This window comes from Geoanaerobacter pelophilus (assembly GCF_018476885.1).
Taxonomy (GTDB): Bacteria; Desulfobacterota; Desulfuromonadia; order Geobacterales; family DSM-12255; genus Geoanaerobacter; species Geoanaerobacter pelophilus.
In genome coordinates this window covers 15,275-35,720 of the sequence record NZ_JAHCVJ010000007.1, presented here as the reverse complement: position 1 = coordinate 35,720, position 20,446 = coordinate 15,275, and the positions used below count along the sequence as shown (strand labels likewise).

At 49.9% G+C, this 20,446-nt stretch carries 22 protein-coding genes; all 22 read right to left on the bottom strand.

Features of this window, described 5'->3' with window-relative positions; genetic code table 11:
• Positions 1-22 precede the first annotated feature (22 nt).
• Positions 23-2,089, bottom strand: a complete 2,067-nt coding sequence (locus KI809_RS15910) for an ATP-binding protein (RefSeq protein ID WP_214172576.1) — start codon at positions 2,087-2,089, stop codon at positions 23-25.
• Between the two features lie 91 nt (positions 2,090-2,180).
• Positions 2,181-3,602, bottom strand: a complete 1,422-nt coding sequence (gltX, locus tag KI809_RS15905) for a glutamate--tRNA ligase (RefSeq protein ID WP_214172575.1) — start codon at positions 3,600-3,602, stop codon at positions 2,181-2,183.
• Positions 3,603-3,625: 23 nt separating this feature from the next.
• Positions 3,626-3,799, bottom strand: coding sequence for a DNA gyrase inhibitor YacG (locus KI809_RS15900; protein ID WP_214172574.1), 174 nt, complete (start codon positions 3,797-3,799; stop codon positions 3,626-3,628).
• 4 nt (positions 3,800-3,803) lie between these two features.
• Complete coding sequence (gene glyA, locus KI809_RS15895; protein ID WP_214172573.1) at positions 3,804-5,051, bottom strand: serine hydroxymethyltransferase; 1,248 nt, start codon at positions 5,049-5,051, stop codon at positions 3,804-3,806.
• Positions 5,052-5,138: 87 nt separating this feature from the next.
• Positions 5,139-5,588, bottom strand: a complete 450-nt coding sequence (rpiB, locus tag KI809_RS15890) for a ribose 5-phosphate isomerase B (protein WP_246559458.1) — start codon at positions 5,586-5,588, stop codon at positions 5,139-5,141.
• A 10-nt stretch (positions 5,589-5,598) separates the two neighbouring features.
• Entirely contained in the window at positions 5,599-6,831 is a 1,233-nt protein-coding gene (gene fabF, locus KI809_RS15885) for a beta-ketoacyl-ACP synthase II (protein ID WP_214172572.1), read from the bottom strand.
• Between the two features lie 89 nt (positions 6,832-6,920).
• Entirely contained in the window at positions 6,921-7,154 is a 234-nt protein-coding gene (gene acpP / locus KI809_RS15880; protein ID WP_214172571.1) for an acyl carrier protein, read from the bottom strand.
• Positions 7,155-7,247: 93 nt separating this feature from the next.
• A complete protein-coding gene (gene fabG, locus KI809_RS15875) occupies positions 7,248-7,985 on the bottom strand; it encodes a 3-oxoacyl-[acyl-carrier-protein] reductase (RefSeq protein WP_214172570.1) in 738 nt (245 codons plus the stop codon).
• Between the two features lie 36 nt (positions 7,986-8,021).
• Entirely contained in the window at positions 8,022-8,942 is a 921-nt protein-coding gene (gene fabD, locus KI809_RS15870) for an ACP S-malonyltransferase (protein WP_214172569.1), read from the bottom strand.
• Between the two features lie 29 nt (positions 8,943-8,971).
• Positions 8,972-9,952, bottom strand: coding sequence for a beta-ketoacyl-ACP synthase III (locus KI809_RS15865; RefSeq protein ID WP_214172568.1), 981 nt, complete (start codon positions 9,950-9,952; stop codon positions 8,972-8,974).
• 16 nt (positions 9,953-9,968) lie between these two features.
• Positions 9,969-11,009, bottom strand: a complete 1,041-nt coding sequence (gene plsX / locus KI809_RS15860) for a phosphate acyltransferase PlsX (protein ID WP_214172567.1) — start codon at positions 11,007-11,009, stop codon at positions 9,969-9,971.
• Positions 11,010-11,045: 36 nt separating this feature from the next.
• Positions 11,046-11,228, bottom strand: a complete 183-nt coding sequence (gene rpmF, locus KI809_RS15855; RefSeq protein WP_214172566.1) for a 50S ribosomal protein L32 — start codon at positions 11,226-11,228, stop codon at positions 11,046-11,048.
• 18 nt (positions 11,229-11,246) lie between these two features.
• Positions 11,247-11,786 (bottom strand): YceD family protein, encoded by a 540-nt coding sequence (locus KI809_RS20560; protein WP_214172565.1) that lies wholly within the window; start codon positions 11,784-11,786, stop codon positions 11,247-11,249.
• 174 nt (positions 11,787-11,960) lie between these two features.
• Positions 11,961-12,569, bottom strand: coding sequence for an L-threonylcarbamoyladenylate synthase (locus tag KI809_RS15845; protein WP_214172564.1), 609 nt, complete (start codon positions 12,567-12,569; stop codon positions 11,961-11,963).
• Between the two features lies 1 nt (position 12,570).
• Positions 12,571-13,674 carry an aminopeptidase gene (locus tag KI809_RS15840; RefSeq protein WP_214172563.1) on the bottom strand — a complete coding sequence of 368 codons (1,104 nt, stop codon included), beginning with the start codon at positions 13,672-13,674 and terminating at the stop codon, positions 12,571-12,573.
• 72 nt (positions 13,675-13,746) lie between these two features.
• Complete coding sequence (dut, locus tag KI809_RS15835) at positions 13,747-14,196, bottom strand: dUTP diphosphatase (RefSeq protein WP_214172562.1); 450 nt, start codon at positions 14,194-14,196, stop codon at positions 13,747-13,749.
• 13 nt (positions 14,197-14,209) lie between these two features.
• A complete protein-coding gene (locus tag KI809_RS15830) occupies positions 14,210-15,466 on the bottom strand; it encodes a M16 family metallopeptidase (protein ID WP_214172561.1) in 1,257 nt (418 codons plus the stop codon).
• A gap of 125 nt (positions 15,467-15,591) precedes the next feature.
• A complete protein-coding gene (pnp, locus tag KI809_RS15825) occupies positions 15,592-17,685 on the bottom strand; it encodes a polyribonucleotide nucleotidyltransferase (protein ID WP_214172560.1) in 2,094 nt (697 codons plus the stop codon).
• Positions 17,686-17,851: 166 nt separating this feature from the next.
• Positions 17,852-18,118: a 30S ribosomal protein S15 gene (gene rpsO / locus KI809_RS15820; RefSeq protein WP_041971923.1), complete on the bottom strand. Its 267-nt coding sequence runs from the start codon at positions 18,116-18,118 to the stop codon at positions 17,852-17,854.
• A gap of 93 nt (positions 18,119-18,211) precedes the next feature.
• Complete coding sequence (truB, locus tag KI809_RS15815; protein ID WP_214172728.1) at positions 18,212-19,102, bottom strand: tRNA pseudouridine(55) synthase TruB; 891 nt, start codon at positions 19,100-19,102, stop codon at positions 18,212-18,214.
• A 2-nt stretch (positions 19,103-19,104) separates the two neighbouring features.
• Positions 19,105-20,064 carry a DHH family phosphoesterase gene (locus tag KI809_RS15810; protein ID WP_214172559.1) on the bottom strand — a complete coding sequence of 320 codons (960 nt, stop codon included), beginning with the start codon at positions 20,062-20,064 and terminating at the stop codon, positions 19,105-19,107.
• Positions 20,036-20,401: a ribosome-binding factor A gene (locus KI809_RS15805; RefSeq protein ID WP_214172558.1), complete on the bottom strand. Its 366-nt coding sequence runs from the start codon at positions 20,399-20,401 to the stop codon at positions 20,036-20,038. Before KI809_RS15805 ends, KI809_RS15810 begins: the two co-directional genes overlap by 29 nt.
• Positions 20,402-20,446: the final 45 nt, after the last annotated feature.

Genomic DNA, 20,446 nt, shown 5'->3' with positions numbered 1-20,446 from the left:
TATCGAGTCGTTCAAGGAGAAATCAGATGATGTTCATGTATTCAATTGTGGCATCAACGGCAAGGGGATTTAAAGGGAGCAGAATATGGAAAGTTGAGCCGGGAAATTTCTCAGGGCTATAGCCCGGGGATTCCACCCAGATCTCGCCACCATGCATCTCAACAATCCCCTTAGCGATTGCCAAGCCGAGACCGGCCCCTTTCGCTTTGAAAGCAACCTTGCCAGTGCTGTGCTCCTCAATCTTACCAGCCTCATAAAACTTTTCGAATATCCTGATTTTATCTTCACCATCGATGCCGATACCGGTATCGGAGACAGTAATTTCCACAAAAATATGGTTTTCCTTCTCACTGCTGACCGGGGTTATCCCCGATTCGAGAGCCTGATTCCTGCGACCGACAATATACTTGGCTGAGGTCGTTACCGTAACCGTGCCCCCATCAGGAGTAAACTTAATCGCGTTCCCCAGTACGTTGGAAAGAAGCTGGATGAGCCGGATGCTATCCCCTCTGATGGGCGGAATTGACTCGTCGAGATTAATTTCCAATGCCTGATGCCGCATATTAAAAAAGAACCGTAGTTCATTAACGGCATCTTCCACCAAACGGTTTACATTTATATCTTCCAGTTTCAGGCGCAGTCGCTTCTCGTCAATCATGGACAGATCTACCATGTCCTTGACAATGGCATCGAGTCGTACTGCAGCGTTGGAGATGTTTTCCACCATCTCAAGCACGGTACTATCGACCTGGTCAGCCATATCAGACATGATCAGCTCTGCATAGCCCATGATCACGGTCAGAGGGGTCTTCAATTCATGAGAGGCAAGCCCGAGAAACGAGTCTTTCATCTTGTTCAGGCGGGCAAGATCGGCCGCACTTTTCCCAAGATTCAGCAAGGTTTCGCGTTCCTTGGTGATATCTCGGAAAATGGCCTGGGCAACGAACTGGTTGCCGCTGCGACTGGTACTGAAATTGACCCTGGCCAGAATGATCTCGCCGCTTTTCCTGGTGAATTGCATCTCTTCGCTTACATGCTCACCAGCCAGGGACCTTCTGAAAAATGCGTGAATTTTGGGAATATTCTCAACATTCAGCAGCAGCAGCAACTTGGTTAGCTGGAGACCGGCAACCTCAGCCGAGGAATAGCCGAAAAGGTCCTCAGCCATCTTGTTGACCATGCTGATCACTTCGTCGCTGCCAATAAGCAGGATGGCATCGCCGGAGTCCTCCATAAGTGATTTATAAAGGTGCTCGGAACGCTCCAGCTCGTAACTCAGGTTTTCAAGTTTTTGATACGACTGACGAAGCTCGTCATGAGCGCCGGCAAGATCTCGGTAGTTACGCTGAATCTCCTCGTCACGGCTTCTAAGAGATTCAGACATGAAATTGATATTTTTCGCTAACTGGTTGAATTCATAAATCGGCACTTCTTCGATTTTTGTATCAAAAGCCCCGCGCGCAATGGTCTTAACACCTTCAAGCAGAGAGGCAATCGGCGTCAGGATACTTCTATTGACAAAGATGACTAAAAAGGAGAATGACCCGAGAAGTGCGATAACCAAGACGAAGAGCGACCGGAATATCTTGGTATTTACGCGGGCATTGACACTGTCCAGAGGAAAACCGACATGGACAATCGCCGAAAGCTTGCCATCTGCGGAAAATACATTGGTTACAGTGTCGTAATACTGATGTGTTGTCCCGATAATCCTTGCGGCACGGAGGTCTTTGGTAGTTATGGTCTTGCTGACATCGCTGAGTTGAAGTTGTAAAAAGATTTGGTCATTGAGGAAGAGGTAACGTCCGGAAGGGTCGGTAACGATGCAATAGGCAATGTCAGGGTTGTTAGTGACCAGTTCACGGCATTTTTCGGAGACTCCTGACACATCCTTCAATTCCAGACCGAGGCCTACGACCTTTTCGGTGTAGCTCTTCATGGAATTGCCGATATTCTGCGCACGCAAAACCAGGATATTGACATACTCCCGCTTGTCCTCAACTATCTCCATGGCAGAGAGACAAAAAATGAGAATAAACAGAAAAATGAAGGAAAAGAAGGTTATCCTGAATTTGAGAGTATGCTTCATGCCAGACGCCACGGTGCGGCTTGACTAATTATTTTTAAAAGATACGGAATAGTAGCATGAGTATTGGCTTTTGCCAAATGATCCATACTAGTTATACCGCCCCCTGGACAGGTGTGGTTTTCGCAAAATCGACCGCTCGATCAATCCTACGCAACGTTTCATTCATGCCCAATGTTTCGACAACTTCAAAAATGCCGGGTGCAGCGGTCTTCCCGGTTAACGCCACCCGTGCCGGCTGGGCAACCTGCGGCAATTTGATACCCATGTCCGTGCAGAGCTCTTTGAATGCTGCCCCTATCGTGACTGCGTCGAATGAGTCAAGCGAGGCAAGCCGGGTCTTCAGCTCCGCCAGCACTGCCGATGTTTCAGGATTAAGAAATTTTTCAGCAGCATCGGCATCGAACGGGTAGTCAGGCTGATAATAGAAAAGTGCACCGTCAGCCATTTCTATCATGGTCCGAGCCCTCTCCTGCAGCGTCGTTACCACTGCCGGCAGTGACGGCCCGTCTGTTGGGTCTACGCCGCGCTCCTTGAGAAAAGGCAATAACAGCGTGGCCAGCCGTTCCGGATCACCGGTCTTGATGTAATGGGCATTCAGCCAAAGCAGTTTATCCGGGTTAAAAACCCCGGCAGACTTGCCAACTGCCTCAATGGAAAATTTCTCAATCAGGTCCTCGCGGGAGAAGATCTCTTCATCACCGTGGCTCCATCCCAGTCGAACCAGATAGTTAACCATTGCTTCCGGAAGCAATCCCATGTCACGGTACGCCATGACGCTTGTCGCTCCGTGCCTCTTAGAGAGGCGCGTCTTGTCGCTGCCGAGAATCATCGGCACATGGGCAAACTGCGGTACCGGTTTACCCAGCGCTTCATAGAGCAGGATCTGGCGAGGGGTGTTGTTGATATGGTCATCGCCCCTGATAACCATGGTGATCCCCATACTGGCGTCATCGATAACAACCACGAAATTATAGGTCGGAGTCCCGTCGGTGCGCTGAATAATCAGATCGTCCAGTTCTTCATTGTTGAACGAGATCGGCCCTTTGATCAGATCGTTAAAGGCAGTCAACCCTTCATGCGGAGCACGAAAGCGGACAACCGAGGGTTTGTCAGGGTTTACCTCCGTCAAATTCCTGCAGGTGCCGTCATACTTCGGTTTGCGCCCTTCCTTCATGGCTAGTTCACGCTTTGCTTCCAGTTCTTCCGAGGTACAGTAGCAACGATAGGCCTTACCCTCATCGAGAAGCTTCTGGACATACTCCTTATAAAGCGGAAAGTTGTCCGACTGATAAAAGGGGCCCTCGTCCCAGTCCAGCCCGAGCCACTCCATCCCTTGCAGAATCGCATCAACTGATTCCTGAGTCGACCGGGCGACATCGGTATCCTCGATACGCAGGATGAAGGTACCTTTGAGCTTTTTGGCCAGCAGCCAGTTAAAGAGAGCAGTGCGTGCTCCTCCGATATGGAGGTAACCAGTGGGACTCGGCGCAAAACGAAGGCGAATATTGGACATGCGAACCTCGAAATTATCGATAACTAGTCTGAATACTTTTCGTCAGGAAGCTTCTCTCCTGGGACGGCGTACTCTTCCGACGCCCATGCCCCAAGATCGACCATCCGGCACCTGTTACTGCAAAATGGTCGATCCGGATTCCCATCCCAAACTACAGGCTTTCTGCATATAGGGCATTTCACAGCACCGGGCGTCATTTTCTTACTTCAACCGGTGGGCGTACAGCGGAAAACGCTTCATGAGATTATTTACGTCAGCCTTAATGGCAGCCAGTTTCTCATCGTTACCGATATTCGCCACAGCTTCGGCTATAAAGCCGGCCACCAGCTCCATTTCCGGTTCTTTGAGGCCATGACTGGTTGCTGCAGGCGTCCCAACCCTGATGCCGGAAGTTACGAACGGAGAGCGGGTCTCGAAAGGCACAGTATTCTTGTTCACCGTAATTCCAGCCTTGTCCAGCGCCTCCTCAGCTGCTTTACCGGTGGTCTCGGTGCCGGAGAAATCTATAAGCATGAGGTGGTTGTCAGTACCGCCGCTGGTCAGTTTGAAGCCACGCTTCATAAGTGCTTCAGACAGCGCCTTGGCGTTTTTCACAATCTGGGTCTGATACACCTTGAACTCTGGCTGGAGCGCCTCTTTGAAAGCCACAGCCTTAGCAGCAATGGCATGCATTAACGGACCGCCCTGGATGCCAGGGAAAATTTGAGAATTCAGGGCCTTGGCAAACTCTTCGCGGCACAGGATCATGCCGCCACGCGGGCCACGCAGCGTCTTGTGCGTGGTCGTGGTCACATATTCCGCATAAGGTACCGGGCTTGGGTGCAGTCCGGCAGCTACCAGACCGGCAATATGAGCCATATCAACCATGACTACAGCGCCAACCTTATCGGCAATCTTGCGAAATGCCTGGAAATCAATGATTCGCGGGTACGCGCTGGCGCCTACTACGATCATTCTGGGTTTATGCTCTTCAGCAAGCCGCTCAACCTCGGCATAATCAATAGTCTGTGTTTCGGGAGTCACCCCGTAAGGGACAATATTGAAAAAACGACCGGAAAAGTTTACCGGGCTGCCATGCGTCAGGTGGCCACCATGAGAAAGGTTCATACCGAGGATCGTATCCCCAGGCTTGCAGGCAGCAAAGTAGACGGCCATATTGGCCTGTGAACCTGAATGTGGCTGCACATTGGCATGCTCGGCGCCGAAAAGCTCCTTGGCCCGATCTATTGCCAGTTGCTCAACAATGTCTACCTGGTGGCAGCCGCCGTAATAACGCTTGCCTGGATAACCTTCGGCATATTTGTTGGTGAGAACAGAACCCTGAGCCTCAAGTACAGCCTCTGAAACAAAATTCTCAGAAGCTATCAATTCGAGGTTATACTCCTGACGTTCCGTCTCCCGTGATATGGCACTGGCAACTTCCGGATCGAATTTCTCAAGAATTGACATCTATCGTCTCCTTGTATACATGTTTTAAAAAAAGCAAACGGGACATTTAGTCCCGTCTGTTTATAGTAACGCATCAATTTCGAAAACCTAGTTACAAAAGGCTTTTTCCAGTTGGGCAATTTTATCCAGGCGCAGTTGATGCCGCCCCCCCTCAAAAGTCGCATCAAGCCAGGCAGCAACTATTTCACATGCCCTGGACTGATCAATGACTCTCCCCCCCAAAGCAAGGACATTGGCATTATTGTGTTCCTTGGCCATCCTGGCCATGAAACTGTCGGTGACCAGCGCTGCACGAATGCCAGGGATCTTGTTGGCAGCTATTGAAATGCCGATGCCGGTCCCGCAAACGACAATGCCGCTGTCAGCATCTCCATTGGCAACAAGCCTGGCTACTTTTTCACCGAAATCAGGGTAATCAACCGAGGCATCAGAATCAGTCCCAACATCAAGAACCTCTATGGACCGGTTATTCAGAAAATCTACAATTTCTGTTTTTAGCTGATACCCGCCATGATCGCTTCCCAAGGCGATTTTCATAATGCCCCCCTTAAATCTTCTTGAAGAGAATGGAGGCGTTAGTCCCGCCAAAACCGAAGTTATTGCTCATTGCATATTCGATCTTGGCATCACGAGCAGTGTTTGGGACATAATCCAGATCGCACTCTGGATCAGGCTCTTGATAATTGATGGTTGGCGGGACCACACCCTTGTTCATGGCCATAAGGCTGAAAACAGCCTCAATGCCGCCAGCAGCGCCTAGGAGATGTCCGGTCATCGACTTGGTCGAAGACACCATTACCTTTTTAGCATGGTCACCAAAGGTGCTCTTTATGGCCATGGTTTCGTAAAGATCGTTCATGGGGGTTGAGGTACCATGAGCATTGATGTAGCCAACCTGCTCCGGGTTTATGCCGGCGCCGTTCAGAGCCATCTTCATGCACCTGGCTGCGCCCTCTCCCCCAGGAGCTGGAGCTGTCAGGTGGTAGGCATCACCGGTCAAGCCATAACCAACAACCTCACCGTAGATTTTCGCACCACGTTTCCGAGCTGACTCGTACTCCTCAAGAACAACAATCCCAGCGCCCTCGCCCATGATGAAACCGTCACGGTTTTTCTCAAAAGGCCTGGATGCAGCGGTCGGATCGTCATTTCTGGTGGAAAGGGCCTTCATGACAGCAAAGCCGCCAATCCCAAGTGGGGTAACTGTAGATTCGGTGCCACCGGCAATCATGGCATCAGCGTCGCCACGCTTGATCATGTGGTATGCGTCACCGATTGAGTGAGTACCTGTCGCACAAGCAGAAACCGATGATACGTTGGGCCCCTTTGCACCATATTTCATCGAAATATGCCCTGGGGCGAGATTTATGATCAGCATGGGGATGAAAAATGGCGAGATCTTTTTATATCCCCCCTCCATGAGCGCCTGATGATATTTCTCAATGGTCGGCAACCCGCCAAGACCGGCACCTACCAGGACTCCGACCCGCTCGGCATTGCTTTCATCAATGACCAGTCCGGAATCCTCCATGGCAAAATGTGCCGCAGCCAAGGAATATTGGATAAAGAGATCCATTTTCTTGATCTCTTTTTTGTCGATAAAGTCTTCCGGATTGAAGTCCTTGACCTCACCTGCGATCCGCACAGGAATATCAGAGGCATCAAAACGGGTAATGCCGGCAATTCCTGACCGGCCAGCAGTAAGGGCGTTCCAATTCACATCATTGCCGGTCCCTAGGGGTGATACGACGCCGACCCCAGTCACCACAACTCGTCTCATACGTTTTGTCTCCTGAATATCAGAAAAAGGGTGCCCTCTGGAGGCACCCATGAAAAACGAAGATCTCTTTCTCGTGCGAGAAGGATTTCCTAGGTGTGCTCAGTAATATAGTCGATGGCGTCCTGAACATTCTGAATCTTCTCAGCGTTCTCATCGGAGATCTCGATATCGAATTCTTCTTCGAGGGCCATTACCAGTTCAACAGTGTCAAGCGAATCAGCGCCTAGATCGTCCATGAATGACGCTTCGTTGGTGACCTGTGCCTCTTCAACACCCAGCTGCTCGGCTACTATTTCCTTAACTCTTTTTTCTATTGTGGACATTCCTCATACCTCCATTGATGTTTTACCTTTATCAGGCAGTGTGTGCGTGTCTTTGCTTCTTAGCACGATTCTCTAAAATTGCAAAAGGTATTTTTACATGTACATCCCGCCGTTGACAGCAATAACCTGACCGGTAATATACCCTGAATTCTCTGCAGCAAGGAATACTACCGCATTTGCAATATCTTCAGGCGATCCGAGACGCTCCAAAGGTATCTGGGCCGTCAGTTCCCCGCGGACCTTTTCGGAAAGGGCATCAGTCATCGCTGTTGCGATAAAACCAGGGGCAACGGCATTTACTGTGATGTTTCTCTTTGCCAGCTCACGGGCATTGGATTTAGTGAGACCGATTAGCCCGGCCTTGCTGGCGCAATAGTTGGCCTGACCGGCATTACCCATCTGGCCGACAATGGACGCAATATTGATTATTCTGCCGGAACGCTGCTTGGTCATGACTTTTGATACCGCTCTGGTGCAAAGGAATGCACCTTTAAGGTTTACGGTCAGCACCGCGTCCCAATCCTCGTCCTTCATCCTGAGGAGAAGCCCGTCACGGGTGATTCCAGCATTGTTGACAAGAATGTCAACACGACCGAATTTCGCTACTGCAGCGTCAACCATTTTTTCGGCATCCTCAGCAACGGTAACGTTACCCTGGACTGCAATAGCTTCCGCCCCCAGCTGCTTAAGCTCCTCGACCACGACCTCGGTTGCGGCAAGGTCAAGATCTACCGCAACGATCTTCGCTCCCTGTGCAGCAAGTGCCAGTGAGATGCTACGGCCAATACCACGGGATGCACCGGTGATTAAGGCTATCTTTCCATTTGGCATTGCATAGCTCCTTTTCAACTAGACTTAAAATGACGACTAAAGTGCCTGCAATGAGGCGACATCCTCAATATTTGCTGTTGAGGATTCTTTACTGATTCTTTTGACCAAGCCGGACAGAACCTTGCCTGGTCCGATTTCCAGAAATGAGGAAACCCCGGATCCAACCATGCACAGGATGGAATCTTCCCAGCGGACAGGGGCGCTTACCTGCTTGACCAGCAGCTCACTTACCCGTGATGAGTCCTGATTCGGCTGTGCCTCCACATTGGTTACAACAGGCGATGAAAGGCCGTTCACTGTCACCTCGGCCAGGACTGCTGCCAGCCTTTCCCCTGCCGGCACCATAAGAGAGCAATGGAATGGGGCGCTTACCGGCAGCAGCATCGCTTTACGGAAGCCTCTCCCTTTTGCAATTTCAATGGCCCGGTTCACAGCTGAAGAATGACCTGCAATGACAACCTGGCCAGGAGAATTGAAATTAGCCGGAGAAACAACCTCTCCTTGTGCGGCTTCAGTGCAAATCTCGGCAATGATTGTCGGCTCAACGCCTAGAATAGCGGCCATAGCCCCGGTGCCTACAGGAACAGCCTCCTGCATAAAAGCACCACGGGATCTGACTGTTTTCACGGCATCGGAGAATGCCAGCGCTCCTGATGCAACCAAGGCAGAATACTCACCTAAAGAATGACCGGCAAAATAGTCAGCCTGAAGCCCCTTTTCAGCCTGCAGGACGCGCAAAGCGGCAATGCTGACCGTCAGTATCGCTGGCTGAGTATTGGTAGTCAGCTTGAGGTCCTCATCCGGACCGTTAAAACATAACTCCGAAAGTTTGAATCCCAGGGCGTCATCGGCTTCACTGAAAACATCCTGCGCAATTTTGAAATTTTGAGCCAGATCTTTACCCATCCCTGCAAACTGGGAACCTTGGCCTGGGAAAATAAAAGCGCGTTTAGACATTTTAACTCCGTGGAAAGAATTAGTATAAATTACCAGCGGATCAGGGTGGATGCCCAGGTCAACCCACCACCAAAGGAATCAAGGAGCAGTAGATTCCCTGGCTGGATTCTTCCGCTGCGGTTTGCTTCATCAAGGGCAATCGGAATGGAGGCCGCTGAGGTGTTCCCGTATTTATGGAGGTTGACGAAGATCCTGTCGTTATTGATACCGAGACGTTTGCCGATTGCATCAATTATCCGGCGGTTAGCCTGATGAGGGATAAAAAGATCGATATCGTCTAGCTTAAGATCGTTTGCATCAAGCGCTTCGTGGGCGGCGTCTTCCATTGCCCTCACAGCAAGCTTGAACACTTCGTTTCCCTGCATCTGCAGGAACATGAGCCGCTCTTCCAGCGCTTTCTTTGAGGCTGGGTTTCTGTTGCCAATCCCTGGCTGAAACAGGAGGTCCCAGTAACTGCCATCGCTGTGGATGTGGGTGGAAAGAATACCATTCCCTGATTGAGATGTACCGAGAACTACCGCACCGGCACCATCACCGAAGAGACAACAGGTATTACGATCACTCCAGTCCACTACCCGGGAAAGAACTTCAGCCCCGATCACCAAGGCCTTACTGATGCTTCCGGTAATTATCATCTTCTCAACAAGCGATAGCCCGTAGAGAAAACCGGAACAGGCTGCTGAGATATCAAACGCGGCGGCGCGAGAGGCTTTGATATTGTTCTGAACAAGGCATGCGGTTGACGGAAACGGAAAATCAGGGGTTACAGTAGCAACGACTATCAGTTCTATTTCATCTGCCGTAACACCGGCTTTTTCCAGCGCCAGTTCTGCAGCCTTTGTTGCGAAAGTAGAGGTATATTCACCAGAAGAGGCAATGTGACGTTCAGCTATACCGGTCCTAGACGTAATCCATTCGTCGGTGGTGTCCACCATACGCTCTAGATCGGCATTTGTAAGTATTTTAGCCGGCACTGCACAACCGGTTCCCAGGATTACTGGCCGTAACATCAGTTCCCCCAATACCTCAGCTGATTGCAGTTTCCTTGTTAAGCCCCTCCGGCTGAGTTGACCGCGCAAAATTCTCCTGGAGCTTTTCCGCCATCTTCTGGTTAACTCCCCGCTGGGCATACTCGTGAGCAAACTTAATGGCATTTTTGATGGCTTTGGTGTTTGAGCCACCGTGGCAGATCATGCCAACACCATCAATACCCAAAAGCGGGGCACCGCCGTATTCGGCGTAATCGACTTTTTTCATGAAACGCTGGAATGCCGGACGGGCAAGAAGAAAGCCAATTTTAGGAAGAAAGCTTTTCAGGATCTCTTCTTTGAGCATCTTGCCCACAGCTTCTGAAAGCCCCTCAGAAAGTTTCAACACGACATTGCCGACAAAGCCGTCGCAAACAACGACATCAACAGCTCCGGCAAAAATATCCCGTCCCTCGATATACCCGGCATAACTAATTGGCGCATCTTTCAGAAAAGCGTTGGTCTCGCGCGTCAATTCGTTACCTTTGCTCTCCTCTTCCCCATTCGAAAGAAGACCTATGCGCGGGGTTTCGATCCCCATGATAGAACGGGCATACACCGAGCCCATTATGGCAAAGTGAACAAGATGAACAGGTTTGCAGTCGACATTCCCTCCGACATCAAGGACAAGGGTCTTCCCCTTGAGCGTTGGGAATATCTGCGCAATAGCAGGACGCTCGATGCCTTTGATCCGTTTGAGCACAAACATGCCTGCTGCCATGGTCGCTCCGGAGTTTCCGGCACTGACCACAGCTTCGGCATCCCCGCTCTTTACCAGTTCAAAGGCAACGCGTATGGACGAGTCTTTTTTCTTTCGTATTGCATCAGAAGGGGAATCATGCATCCCGACAACTTCACTGGCATGCTTGATCTGTATATCAAGTCCCGTGGAGTCATAATGAGCCAGTTCCGCACGTATCCGGTCTTCGTCACCAACAAGGGTTACCGGAATACCGAATTCGCGAGCGGCATTGACAGCACCCTCCACCTCGACACCAGGAGCGTTGTCTCCCCCCATCGCATCTATAGCAACTCTCATAGCAAATAACCAGTCAGGGTGGCAGTGTGATCAGATTTAGAGGTCTTCGGTCTTCAGGATTTCTTTCCCTTTATAAGTCCCGCATGAAGGGCATACCCTGTGCGGCATCTTTGGCGACTTGCACTGAGGGCAAACAGATGTAGCCGGAGCGGTAAGAAAATCGTGGGCACGTCTCATATTCTTGCGTGATTTGGATGTCTTTTTCTTGGGTACTGCCATATTTATGCTCTCCTTTTGTTATCTTTCCACCTTGAAATTCTTCAATGCACTAAACGCAAAACCAGTGCTTGTTTCTGAGCATCTACAAGTTGTTGTATTAAGATCTGCCCCGCAGGTCGAACAAAGCCCTTGGCAGCTGGTTGTGCACAGCGGTTTGAGCGGAAGCTCTATCAATACATGATCAGCGATTTCAGGTGCAACATCAATCTCGTCACCTTCGTAATATGCCGACACAAGTTCTTTTTCACCCAGTTCCACCTCTTCATCAGGAGTGAACCGGTCTTTGGACTTGGAGTAGAAAATCGTAAACTCTGACTTCAATCCAGTTTCGTAAGCAGCGAGGCACCTGGAGCAGGCCAGTGTTACGTTTACTGACACAACCCCTTCAACGCGAATATGGTCGTACTCTCTGACTATCGAGAACTCAAGCGACAGCGGCGAACGAAAAGTGCATTCACCATCATCCTGTAGCGCCTTGAGTACGGGGTGCTCGGCTATTTCCTCGACAGCAGTTATGCGACGCACCTTGTCGGTTATGTCGTTAACGCGGATGATCACTTGGCACCTGTCCCTTGGCGTTCAAAGCTTTTCAGTATAGTGATACAGAAAAGGTTGTCAAGGATTTTTGCGCCAACCCGAATTGACCAGGACTTTCTCATACCGCATCAATAATGAAAATGCAAGGATTAATGAAGATAGCTGAGAATCGATATGTCCGGATCTGCTGATATGTTAGCTGCACCAACCAACATCACCGACTCCAACCCTGAGCACCTCAGGTTGATTGCCGATAAGACTCACCACTGAGCTTACATCTGCAGGCAGGAGACCCCCGTCGATAATGATGTCTAGATCGTTGCCCATCTCGTCGACTATTTGCTGAGGATCACCTATTGGGTCTTCACCTGAACGGTTGGCGCTTGTGGTAATAATGGGATGTGCCAGCCGTTTGACAATTTCCAGGCAAATCCTGTTGTCAGGAATGCGGATACCAACCGTCTTCTGCCTTGTTAACAGCAGATCCGGAACAACACTCCCCGCATCCAGGACAAAAGTGTAAGGACCGGGGAGGAGTCTTTTCATAACCTTAAACGCATAGTTACTGACCTTGGCATAGCGCGCCACCTCGGAAAGATCAGCACAGATAAAGGAAAAAGGTTTTTTCTTTTCACGTTGCTTAAGCTGGTAAATGCGCTCAATGCCACGTTTATTGAAAATGCTGCAGCCAATCCCATAGGTCGTGTCTGTCGGATAGGCGATGATCCCGCCCTTTTCCAGAGTGGCAGCAACGCGCTCAATAAGGCGTGGTTGCGGATTTTCGTGGTTTATGGCAAGCAGCATTTCAGTCTTCCGGGTTCAGACATGACAGCTCTTTCGGCACAAAAAGCCCGTCTTTCTGGATCAGTTTATTGTCAAACCAGATCTCTCCATCCCCGGAAAGGAGTTTGACCATGTCCCAGTGAACAGCGGATTTATTGCCGTTGTCACACTCATCATAACACTGTCCGGGGGTAAAATGAATGGAGCCGAATATCTTTTCGTCAAACAGGATATTGCGCATCGGCCTGCGAATCCCGGGATTGACCCCAATGGCAAATTCGCCGATATAGCGAGCACCCTCATCTGAATCCAGAATTTTGTTTAGCTCTTCATTCATCCCGGTGCATTCTGCCTTGATGATCCGGCCTTTTTTAAATTCCAGGCGGATCCCGCAGAATTCCTTACCCTGGTAGATGGTCGGACAGTTATAGGTAATATACCCCTCAACCGAGTCCCTGACCGGAGCAGTAAACACCTCACCGTCAGGAATATTGAACCTGCCGTCGCACTTGATCCCGGGAAGCCCTCCGATACTGAAATTCAAATCAGTGTCCGAAGCTTTAATCCTTACCCGGTCGGCCTTGTCCATCAACTTTTTCAGCTTATCCTGCTTTCGGGATTCTGCTGCCCAGTCAATACAGCATGCGGAAAAAACATAATCCTCATATTCCTCAAGACTCATCTTCGCTTCCTGCGCCCCGCCATGCGTAGGATAACGCGTGACCACCCACCGGGTATGCTTCACCCGCCAATCCTGAATCGGTCGCAATAATCGGGAATATGCAATCATATTGGCTTGGTTGGCATTGGCCATAACCATTGAATTATCGGCAGCAGATATGGCGATAAAGACCGTTACCTGCTTCATGAAATCCAGCTTGTGTTGCGGAAACCAAGAAACCTGTTCCTTGGAAGCAGTATTGTAAAATAGCCTATTTACCTCAGGTAAGCTAAAGTCATACTCGACATATTTCGCCCCTTTCTTGAGACAAAGCGCGTACAATTCCTTGACCAGCGGCGCTGCCTCAAAGCCAGAAGCGGAAATAAGAACGATATCACCCTTCTTCACCCGGGTTGAATAGTTAACAAGCACTTCTGCAAGCTGATTTATGCGTGGATCTCTCAAGCAACCCTCCAGGAATATGAATACCAAAAACTATCGGAAGATGTTGATAGCAGTGCACCTGCCATTAAACGGTTACCGACCAGTGTGCCCAAATCCACCGCTACCTCTCGTTGTCTCATCCAGTTCATCAACTTCAACCAGCTTTGCCTGTACCACCGGCGCCACAACCATCTGCGCAATTCTTTCGCCATCACTCACAACAAAAGGTGCGTCTCCGTGGTTTATCAGGATAACCCCAATTTCACCTCGATAATCAGCATCAATGGTGCCGGGTGAGTTCAACATGGTTATCCCATACTTTAAAGCCAGACCGCTCCTGGGCCGTATTTGCGCTTCATAGCCATCGGGGAGCGCAACTGCTATTCCTGTAGGGACAAGCATCCGTGCCCCCGGTGACAATACCAAATCTTCGGCCAATTCGGCATACAGATCCATCCCGGCAGAATGGCTGGTCATATATACTGGCAAAGGGGTCGTTGACTGAGAGTGGATCCTCTTTATGAGAACAGTTACCGGTTTCATGAAATATCCAAGGTTATAAGATGAGAGATGATACAGTGGGCAGGGCCAAACCAGACTTCCCCAAAAGAACCAGATTCAACGAGCTTGCGGAAAAAAGCTCACAGGATAGTTCCTGGACAGTCTCTGCAGTAACTTGATCAAAGCTGTTCATAATATCCTTAAGGGACTGGTATTTGCCAAAATACACTTCATTTTTGGCCAGCTTGGACATCCGATTGTCACTACTTTCCAGAGAAAGGAGAATATTCCCTTTCAACTGCTCCTTGGCAGCAGAGAGTTCATCCCTGGTAAGGGGGTCTACCTTGAGACGATGCATTTCACGAAGAATTATTTCAACGACCTCATCCATACGCTCCTGACTGGTTCCGGCATAAACGACAAGAGAGCCGCTGTCCGAATGAGAAGCAACGTACGAATAAATGGAATACGCCAACCCCTGCTTTTCCCTGACCTCCTGAAAAAGGCGCGAACTCATGCTGCCACCAAGCACTGCGTTGAGGATATACGACTCATAGCGCCGTGCGTGGTTCTGCGGAAGCGCCTTGGTGCCAAGACAAAGATGGAGCTGCTCCAGTTCTTTTTCAAAATGAAGCACGCCATTCCCGTGTAAAGGATGCAGGGTCTCTGCAACCGGCTTGCCGGGAACAAGATTTTTGAAAAGCACCGAGACCAGACGGATCAGGTCTTCATGATCAACATTGCCTGCGGCAGCGATGATAATATTATCGGCGCAATAAGTGTCACTCTTGTGATCCAGCAGAAAATCCCGGGTAAGCGACTCCACGCTCTCTTCGGTACCGACTATCGGGCGACCGAGCGGATGTTCCTTCCAGAAATTCTGGCAATAAAGATCGTGGATGAAATCGTCAGGCGTGTCCTCCAGCATGTTGATCTCCTGGAGGATAACCTTTCTTTCCTTCTCTATTTCTTCACTGTCGAACTTGGAGTTCAGGAAGATATCTGCCAGGAGATTGACCGCCATAGTAAGATGGGTACTGAGAACCTTGGCGTAGTAGCAGACATACTCACGTCCGGTAAAAGCATTAAGCACTCCGCCCACAGCGTCGATTTCCCGTGCAATATCAAGAGCAGAACGCGTTGGCGTCCCTTTGAACATGAGATGCTCGATGAAATGCGTCACACCGTTCTTCTCAACTGATTCATGACGTGAACCGCTGGTTACCCATATGCCTATGGAAACTGAATGTACCGAAGGAATTTTTTCAGTAACAACCCTGATACCGTTATCTAAAATTGATTTATTTACCATGTCGAAAACTATACCCTGAATCTCTTAAATTGCCAGCCCACACACTAGAACATTAAAGACAAAAAAATTGGGTGGTCAAATACGTCAGACCACCCAATTCAGATTGCAAGACCGCTTTAAATAGATCAGCTTTCGCCCAATGATGCGCCAAGAGCCTCTTTGCGGGAGAGCTTGATTTTGCCCTGTTTGTCTATACCTATGCATTTAACCAGCACTTTGTCCCCTTCATTCAGGACATCAGTAACATTTTTAACCCTCTCCGTGTCAAGCTCAGAGATGTGAACCAGTCCGTCTGTTCCTGGGAAAATTTCGACAAAAGCGCCAAAATCCATAACCTTCTTGACCGTCCCCATGTAAAGCTTACCCTCTTCGGCTTCTGCCGTCAGGTCCCTGATCATCTGGATGGCTTTATCACATGCGGTTTTATCATTGCTTGCGATGTTGATCTTGCCCGAATCTTCGATATCAATAGTTACGCCAGTGGATTCGGTTATGCTGCGGATTGTCTTGCCGCCGGAACCGATTACGTCCCTGATCTTGTCGCTCTTGATCCAGATAGTAGTAATTCTGGGGGCATAAGCCGACAGTTCGGTTCTAGGCGTTGAGATGCTCTCCGTCATTTTCCCGAGAATGTGAAGTCGCCCTTCGCGAGCCTGAGCAAGAGCAGTCTTCATGATCTCTTTAGTAACACCGGTTATCTTGATATCCATCTGCAGGGCGGTCACACCGTTAGCAGTTCCGGCAACCTTGAAATCCATATCTCCCAGATGATCTTCGTCACCAAGGATGTCTGACAGGATTGCAACATCCTCACCTTCTTTGATTAATCCCATGGCGATACCTGCCACCGGAGAGGTGATGGGTATGCCGGCATCCATCATGGAAAGTGAGCCACCGCAGACAGTTGCCATTGAAGACGACCCATTACTTTCCAGAGTATCGGAAACAATCCGTATCGTGTAAGGGAAGTCATCATGCTTGGGAATTACTCTTTCGAGTGCGCGTTCAGCCAAAGCCCCGTGGCCGATCTCGCGGCGCCCGGGAGCAAGGCGAAAGCTTGTCTCTCCGACAGAAAACGGAGGGAAATTGTAGTGCAGAATAAACCTTTTTTTACTTTCCCCGTACAGGGAATCGATCCGCTGCTCATCAATTGAGGTACCGAGGGTGGCAGCAACCAGAGCCTGGGTCTCGCCCCGGGTAAAGAGCGCAGAACCATGAGCACGCGGCAACAGGTTTACTTCCGTCGAGATCGGACGAATCGTCTTGGTGTCACGACCATCAATCCTCTCGCCATCTTTTATGATATGCTCACGCACCAGCTCGTACTCAAAATCTCCGAGAAAGCCCTTGATCGCCTTCTCACGACCCTCGTAAGATTCAGATAATGCAGCAATTACTTCGTCTCTGATTGCATCGATGCGGTTGTGCCTGTCCATCTTGGACTTGATGCGTACAGCTTCTTTCATCGAAGCGTAAGCCAACTCCTTGACACGACTCTTGAACTCCTCATCAACAACAACCGGCTGGATTTCCCTCTTAGAAACGCCGGCCTTGGTGCGAAGCTCTGTCTGCGCATCCAAAATTTTCTGGATGGATGCTTGGCCGAAGAAAACCGCCTCCAACATGACCTCCTCGGAGACTTCCGCAGCACCACCTTCAACCATGCATATTGCATCCCTGCTCGCGGCAACAACTATTTCCAGATCGCTCTGCTCAAGCTGCTCAGCAGAGGGGTTTGCAATGAATTCACCATTGACACGCCCCACCTTGACTCCTGCAATCGGTCCGAAAAACGGGATGTCAGAAACCTCCAGAGCAGCGGAAGCGCCGATCATCGAAAGAATGCCGGGGTCGTTGTCTTTGTCTGCGGAAACAACAGTAGCCATGATCTGCGTGTCATTCAGAAAGTTTTCCGGGAAAAGCGGGCGGATCGGCCGGTCAATGAGGCGACAGGTCAGTGTTTCATTGTCTGAGGGGCGTCCCTCACGCTTGAAAAAACCGCCGGGAATCTTGCCTCCGGCATAAGCCTTTTCTTGGTAATTAACGGTCAGAGGGAAAAAATCCTGCCCTTCCTTGGCCGATTTTGCGGCAACGGCAGTAACAAGCACCATGGTATCGCCACAGCTGACAACAACTGCGCCATTGGCCTGTTTTGCCATCTTGCCGGTGGTAATGGTGACTGTTCTGCCACCAAGTTCTGCCTGTACGGAATGTTCCATTATTACAGCTCCTCATCCTTTGATGGTGTTGGGGCCGTCGATAAAAAAGCTGATGCGCACATCCAGCCGCTTTATCCACGCCCCCAACAAAAAATAAATGGGCCGTCAAGCCCATTGCGAAAACGAAAAGGCAATATACCCCGGAAAAGGGATATACTGCCTTTGATTACCTGCGGATGCCAAGTTTCTCGATAATTGCCTTGTAACGTTCGACATCGCGGGACTTGATATAGTCTAACAGTCTCCTGCGCTGGCCGACGAGCTTAAGGAGACCCCGGCGACTGTGATGGTCCTTCTTGTGGATTTTGAAGTGCTCAGTCAGATAAGTAATCCTTTCGGTAAGGATTGCAATCTGCACTTCCGGAGAACCGGTATCACTGTCATGACGCTTGTGGCGACTGATTATCTCCTGCTTTTTCTCAGTCAAGAGCATGCACACACCCCCTTTCTTTAGATATATTCGCTATAAAGCTGATTGCAGACGAAGTGAGTAATAGCATAACAACTGCGCAAAGTAAAGGAAAAGCTAGACAAAAACCCTGAGCAAACGGACGGATTCAGTAGCAGTCCCCTCGGCAACCGCGAGAATAACGCCATCCCTTTGAAGTAGCACCCGTTTCCCGTCATCAGGCCATGCGCCGCGTGTCACGGCATCCGGACCCGGTGCTATGCCGTAAGACAAGCGCTTTGCTGAACTTTCATTCAACTCAATGCCGTCTAAATGAGAAAGCAGTTGGTGCGAAGGAATAAGATAATCGCCCAGGCGTCCTTCAGTTATTACCTCTTCCAACATAGCAAGAGTTAGTGCTGATTCAATTGAAAAAGAACCACTGCTGATTCTGGAGAGAGAAACAAGATGGGCGCCACAGCCAAGCCGGTCACCAATATCATGGGCCAGCGTTCTCACATAAGTTCCCCTGGAGCACCGCACGGTGAAAGTCACGTCAGGGAGCGCAATGTTATCGACAACAAGAGAATGAATAAAGATATTTCTCGGGGCTCTCTCGACCTCGCCACCTTGCCTGGCGATGCGATAAAGAGGCACCCCATCCTGCTTGATTGCCGAGTACATGGGGGGTATCTGCAGCAGGTCTCCGGTGAACAGGCCGACAACCCGGCAAATCAGCTCCGGCGTTAAATGCTGCCATTCACGCTGCTCAAGAACTTTACCTTCGCAGTCCTGGGTATCGGTTGTTGCGCCCAGGCGCATTACCGTCTGGTACTCTTTCAGGGACTCGTCAAGAAACTGGATGTATTTGGTTGCGTCACCCAAAGCCACAGGGAGCACGCCGGTAGCAAAGGGGTCAAGAGTACCGGTGTGGCCGGCCTTCTTCTGAGCAGTCAACCGCCTGACGCGGCTAACTACCGAGTGAGAAGTCATGCCGGCATCTTTGTTAACGACAAGAAAGCCGTTAATGGTCACAGAACTTTTTCCAGGTGAGAGAAAAGGCGGGCTCTTACTTCGTCGAAGGTGCCGTCCATATTGCATCCGGCAGCATTATGATGGCCACCGCCACCAAAAGCGGCGGAAAGGCTGGCAACATCCACCTTCCCTTTGGATCGGAAGCCGATCTTCCAGGAACCGGGCTTCAATTCGCGGAAAAGGAGCGCAACTTCCACGCCTCTGATGGAACGGGGATAGTTTATGAAACCATCTGTTAGCTCAGGTCCGGTCCCTGTCTTTTCATACATATCGAGAGTCACGGTCACTGAGGCGACATCACCCTTCGGAGTAAAGGTCAAGGTAGGCAGCACCTGCGCCAGCAGTTCAAGACGCTGCCGCGGTTGGCTTTCATACAACTTTTCAGCAATATCCCAGGCATTGACGCCGCATGCAATCATTTCACCGGCAATGGCAAAGGCTTCCGGGTTGGAGTTAGAATACCGGAAAGACCCAGTATCGGTAATGACTGCGGTATAGATGCATTGGGCAATATCAAAAGAGATAGGGTGATTTGCCGATTTTATGATGCGATGGATGAGAGCCCCGGTTGCAGAGGCAGTGGAATCAATCAGGTTGATAATACCGAATTCATCACAGGAAAGATGATGGTCGATATTGATAAACGCCGTGATGCTCTGGCAGGAGGCAACAGCCTTGCCTGCTCGCCGGAACTCTCCGACATCCAGAACAAAACAGATATCATAGGTTTTATCAGGAATGGTCTGCAGTACTGTGTCTGCCAGCGGTAGAAAGGTGTACAACTCAGGAACCGGATCACAAAAGTGGATGGTAACATCTTTACCGATAGATCGAAGATAAGACGCCAAAGCAAGGCTGGACCCGACGGCATCGCCGTCAGGGCTCTCATGAGTGGTAATGAGAAAAGATGAAGATTTTGCTATGATTTCATTGATCTTCTGTATCGTGTTGCTCATTCGCCTTTATCTCTCGTAACAATGCGTCAATATGATTTCCGGTATCCAGGGAGGTATCGTATTTAAACAAAATCTCGGGGACGTAGCGCATATGCAGTTTTTTCCCCATTTCGCGACGTATGAAGCCACGAGCACTGTTCAAGCCGGCCTCAGTGCCCTTGCGAGCGGCCTCATCTCCAATAACGGTAAAATAAACCGTCGCATAATGCATGTCGTCAGTAACCTTAACTCCGGTTACGGTAACGAAACCGATGCGAGGATCCTTTAACCCCTTAATTATGAGTTCGGTTACAATTTCGTGAACAGCTTCGCCAACTTTTTCAGATCTTTTATACATTTACCGTCTCAGTCTATCCCGGGGATTGATGCGCCGATTGAATAG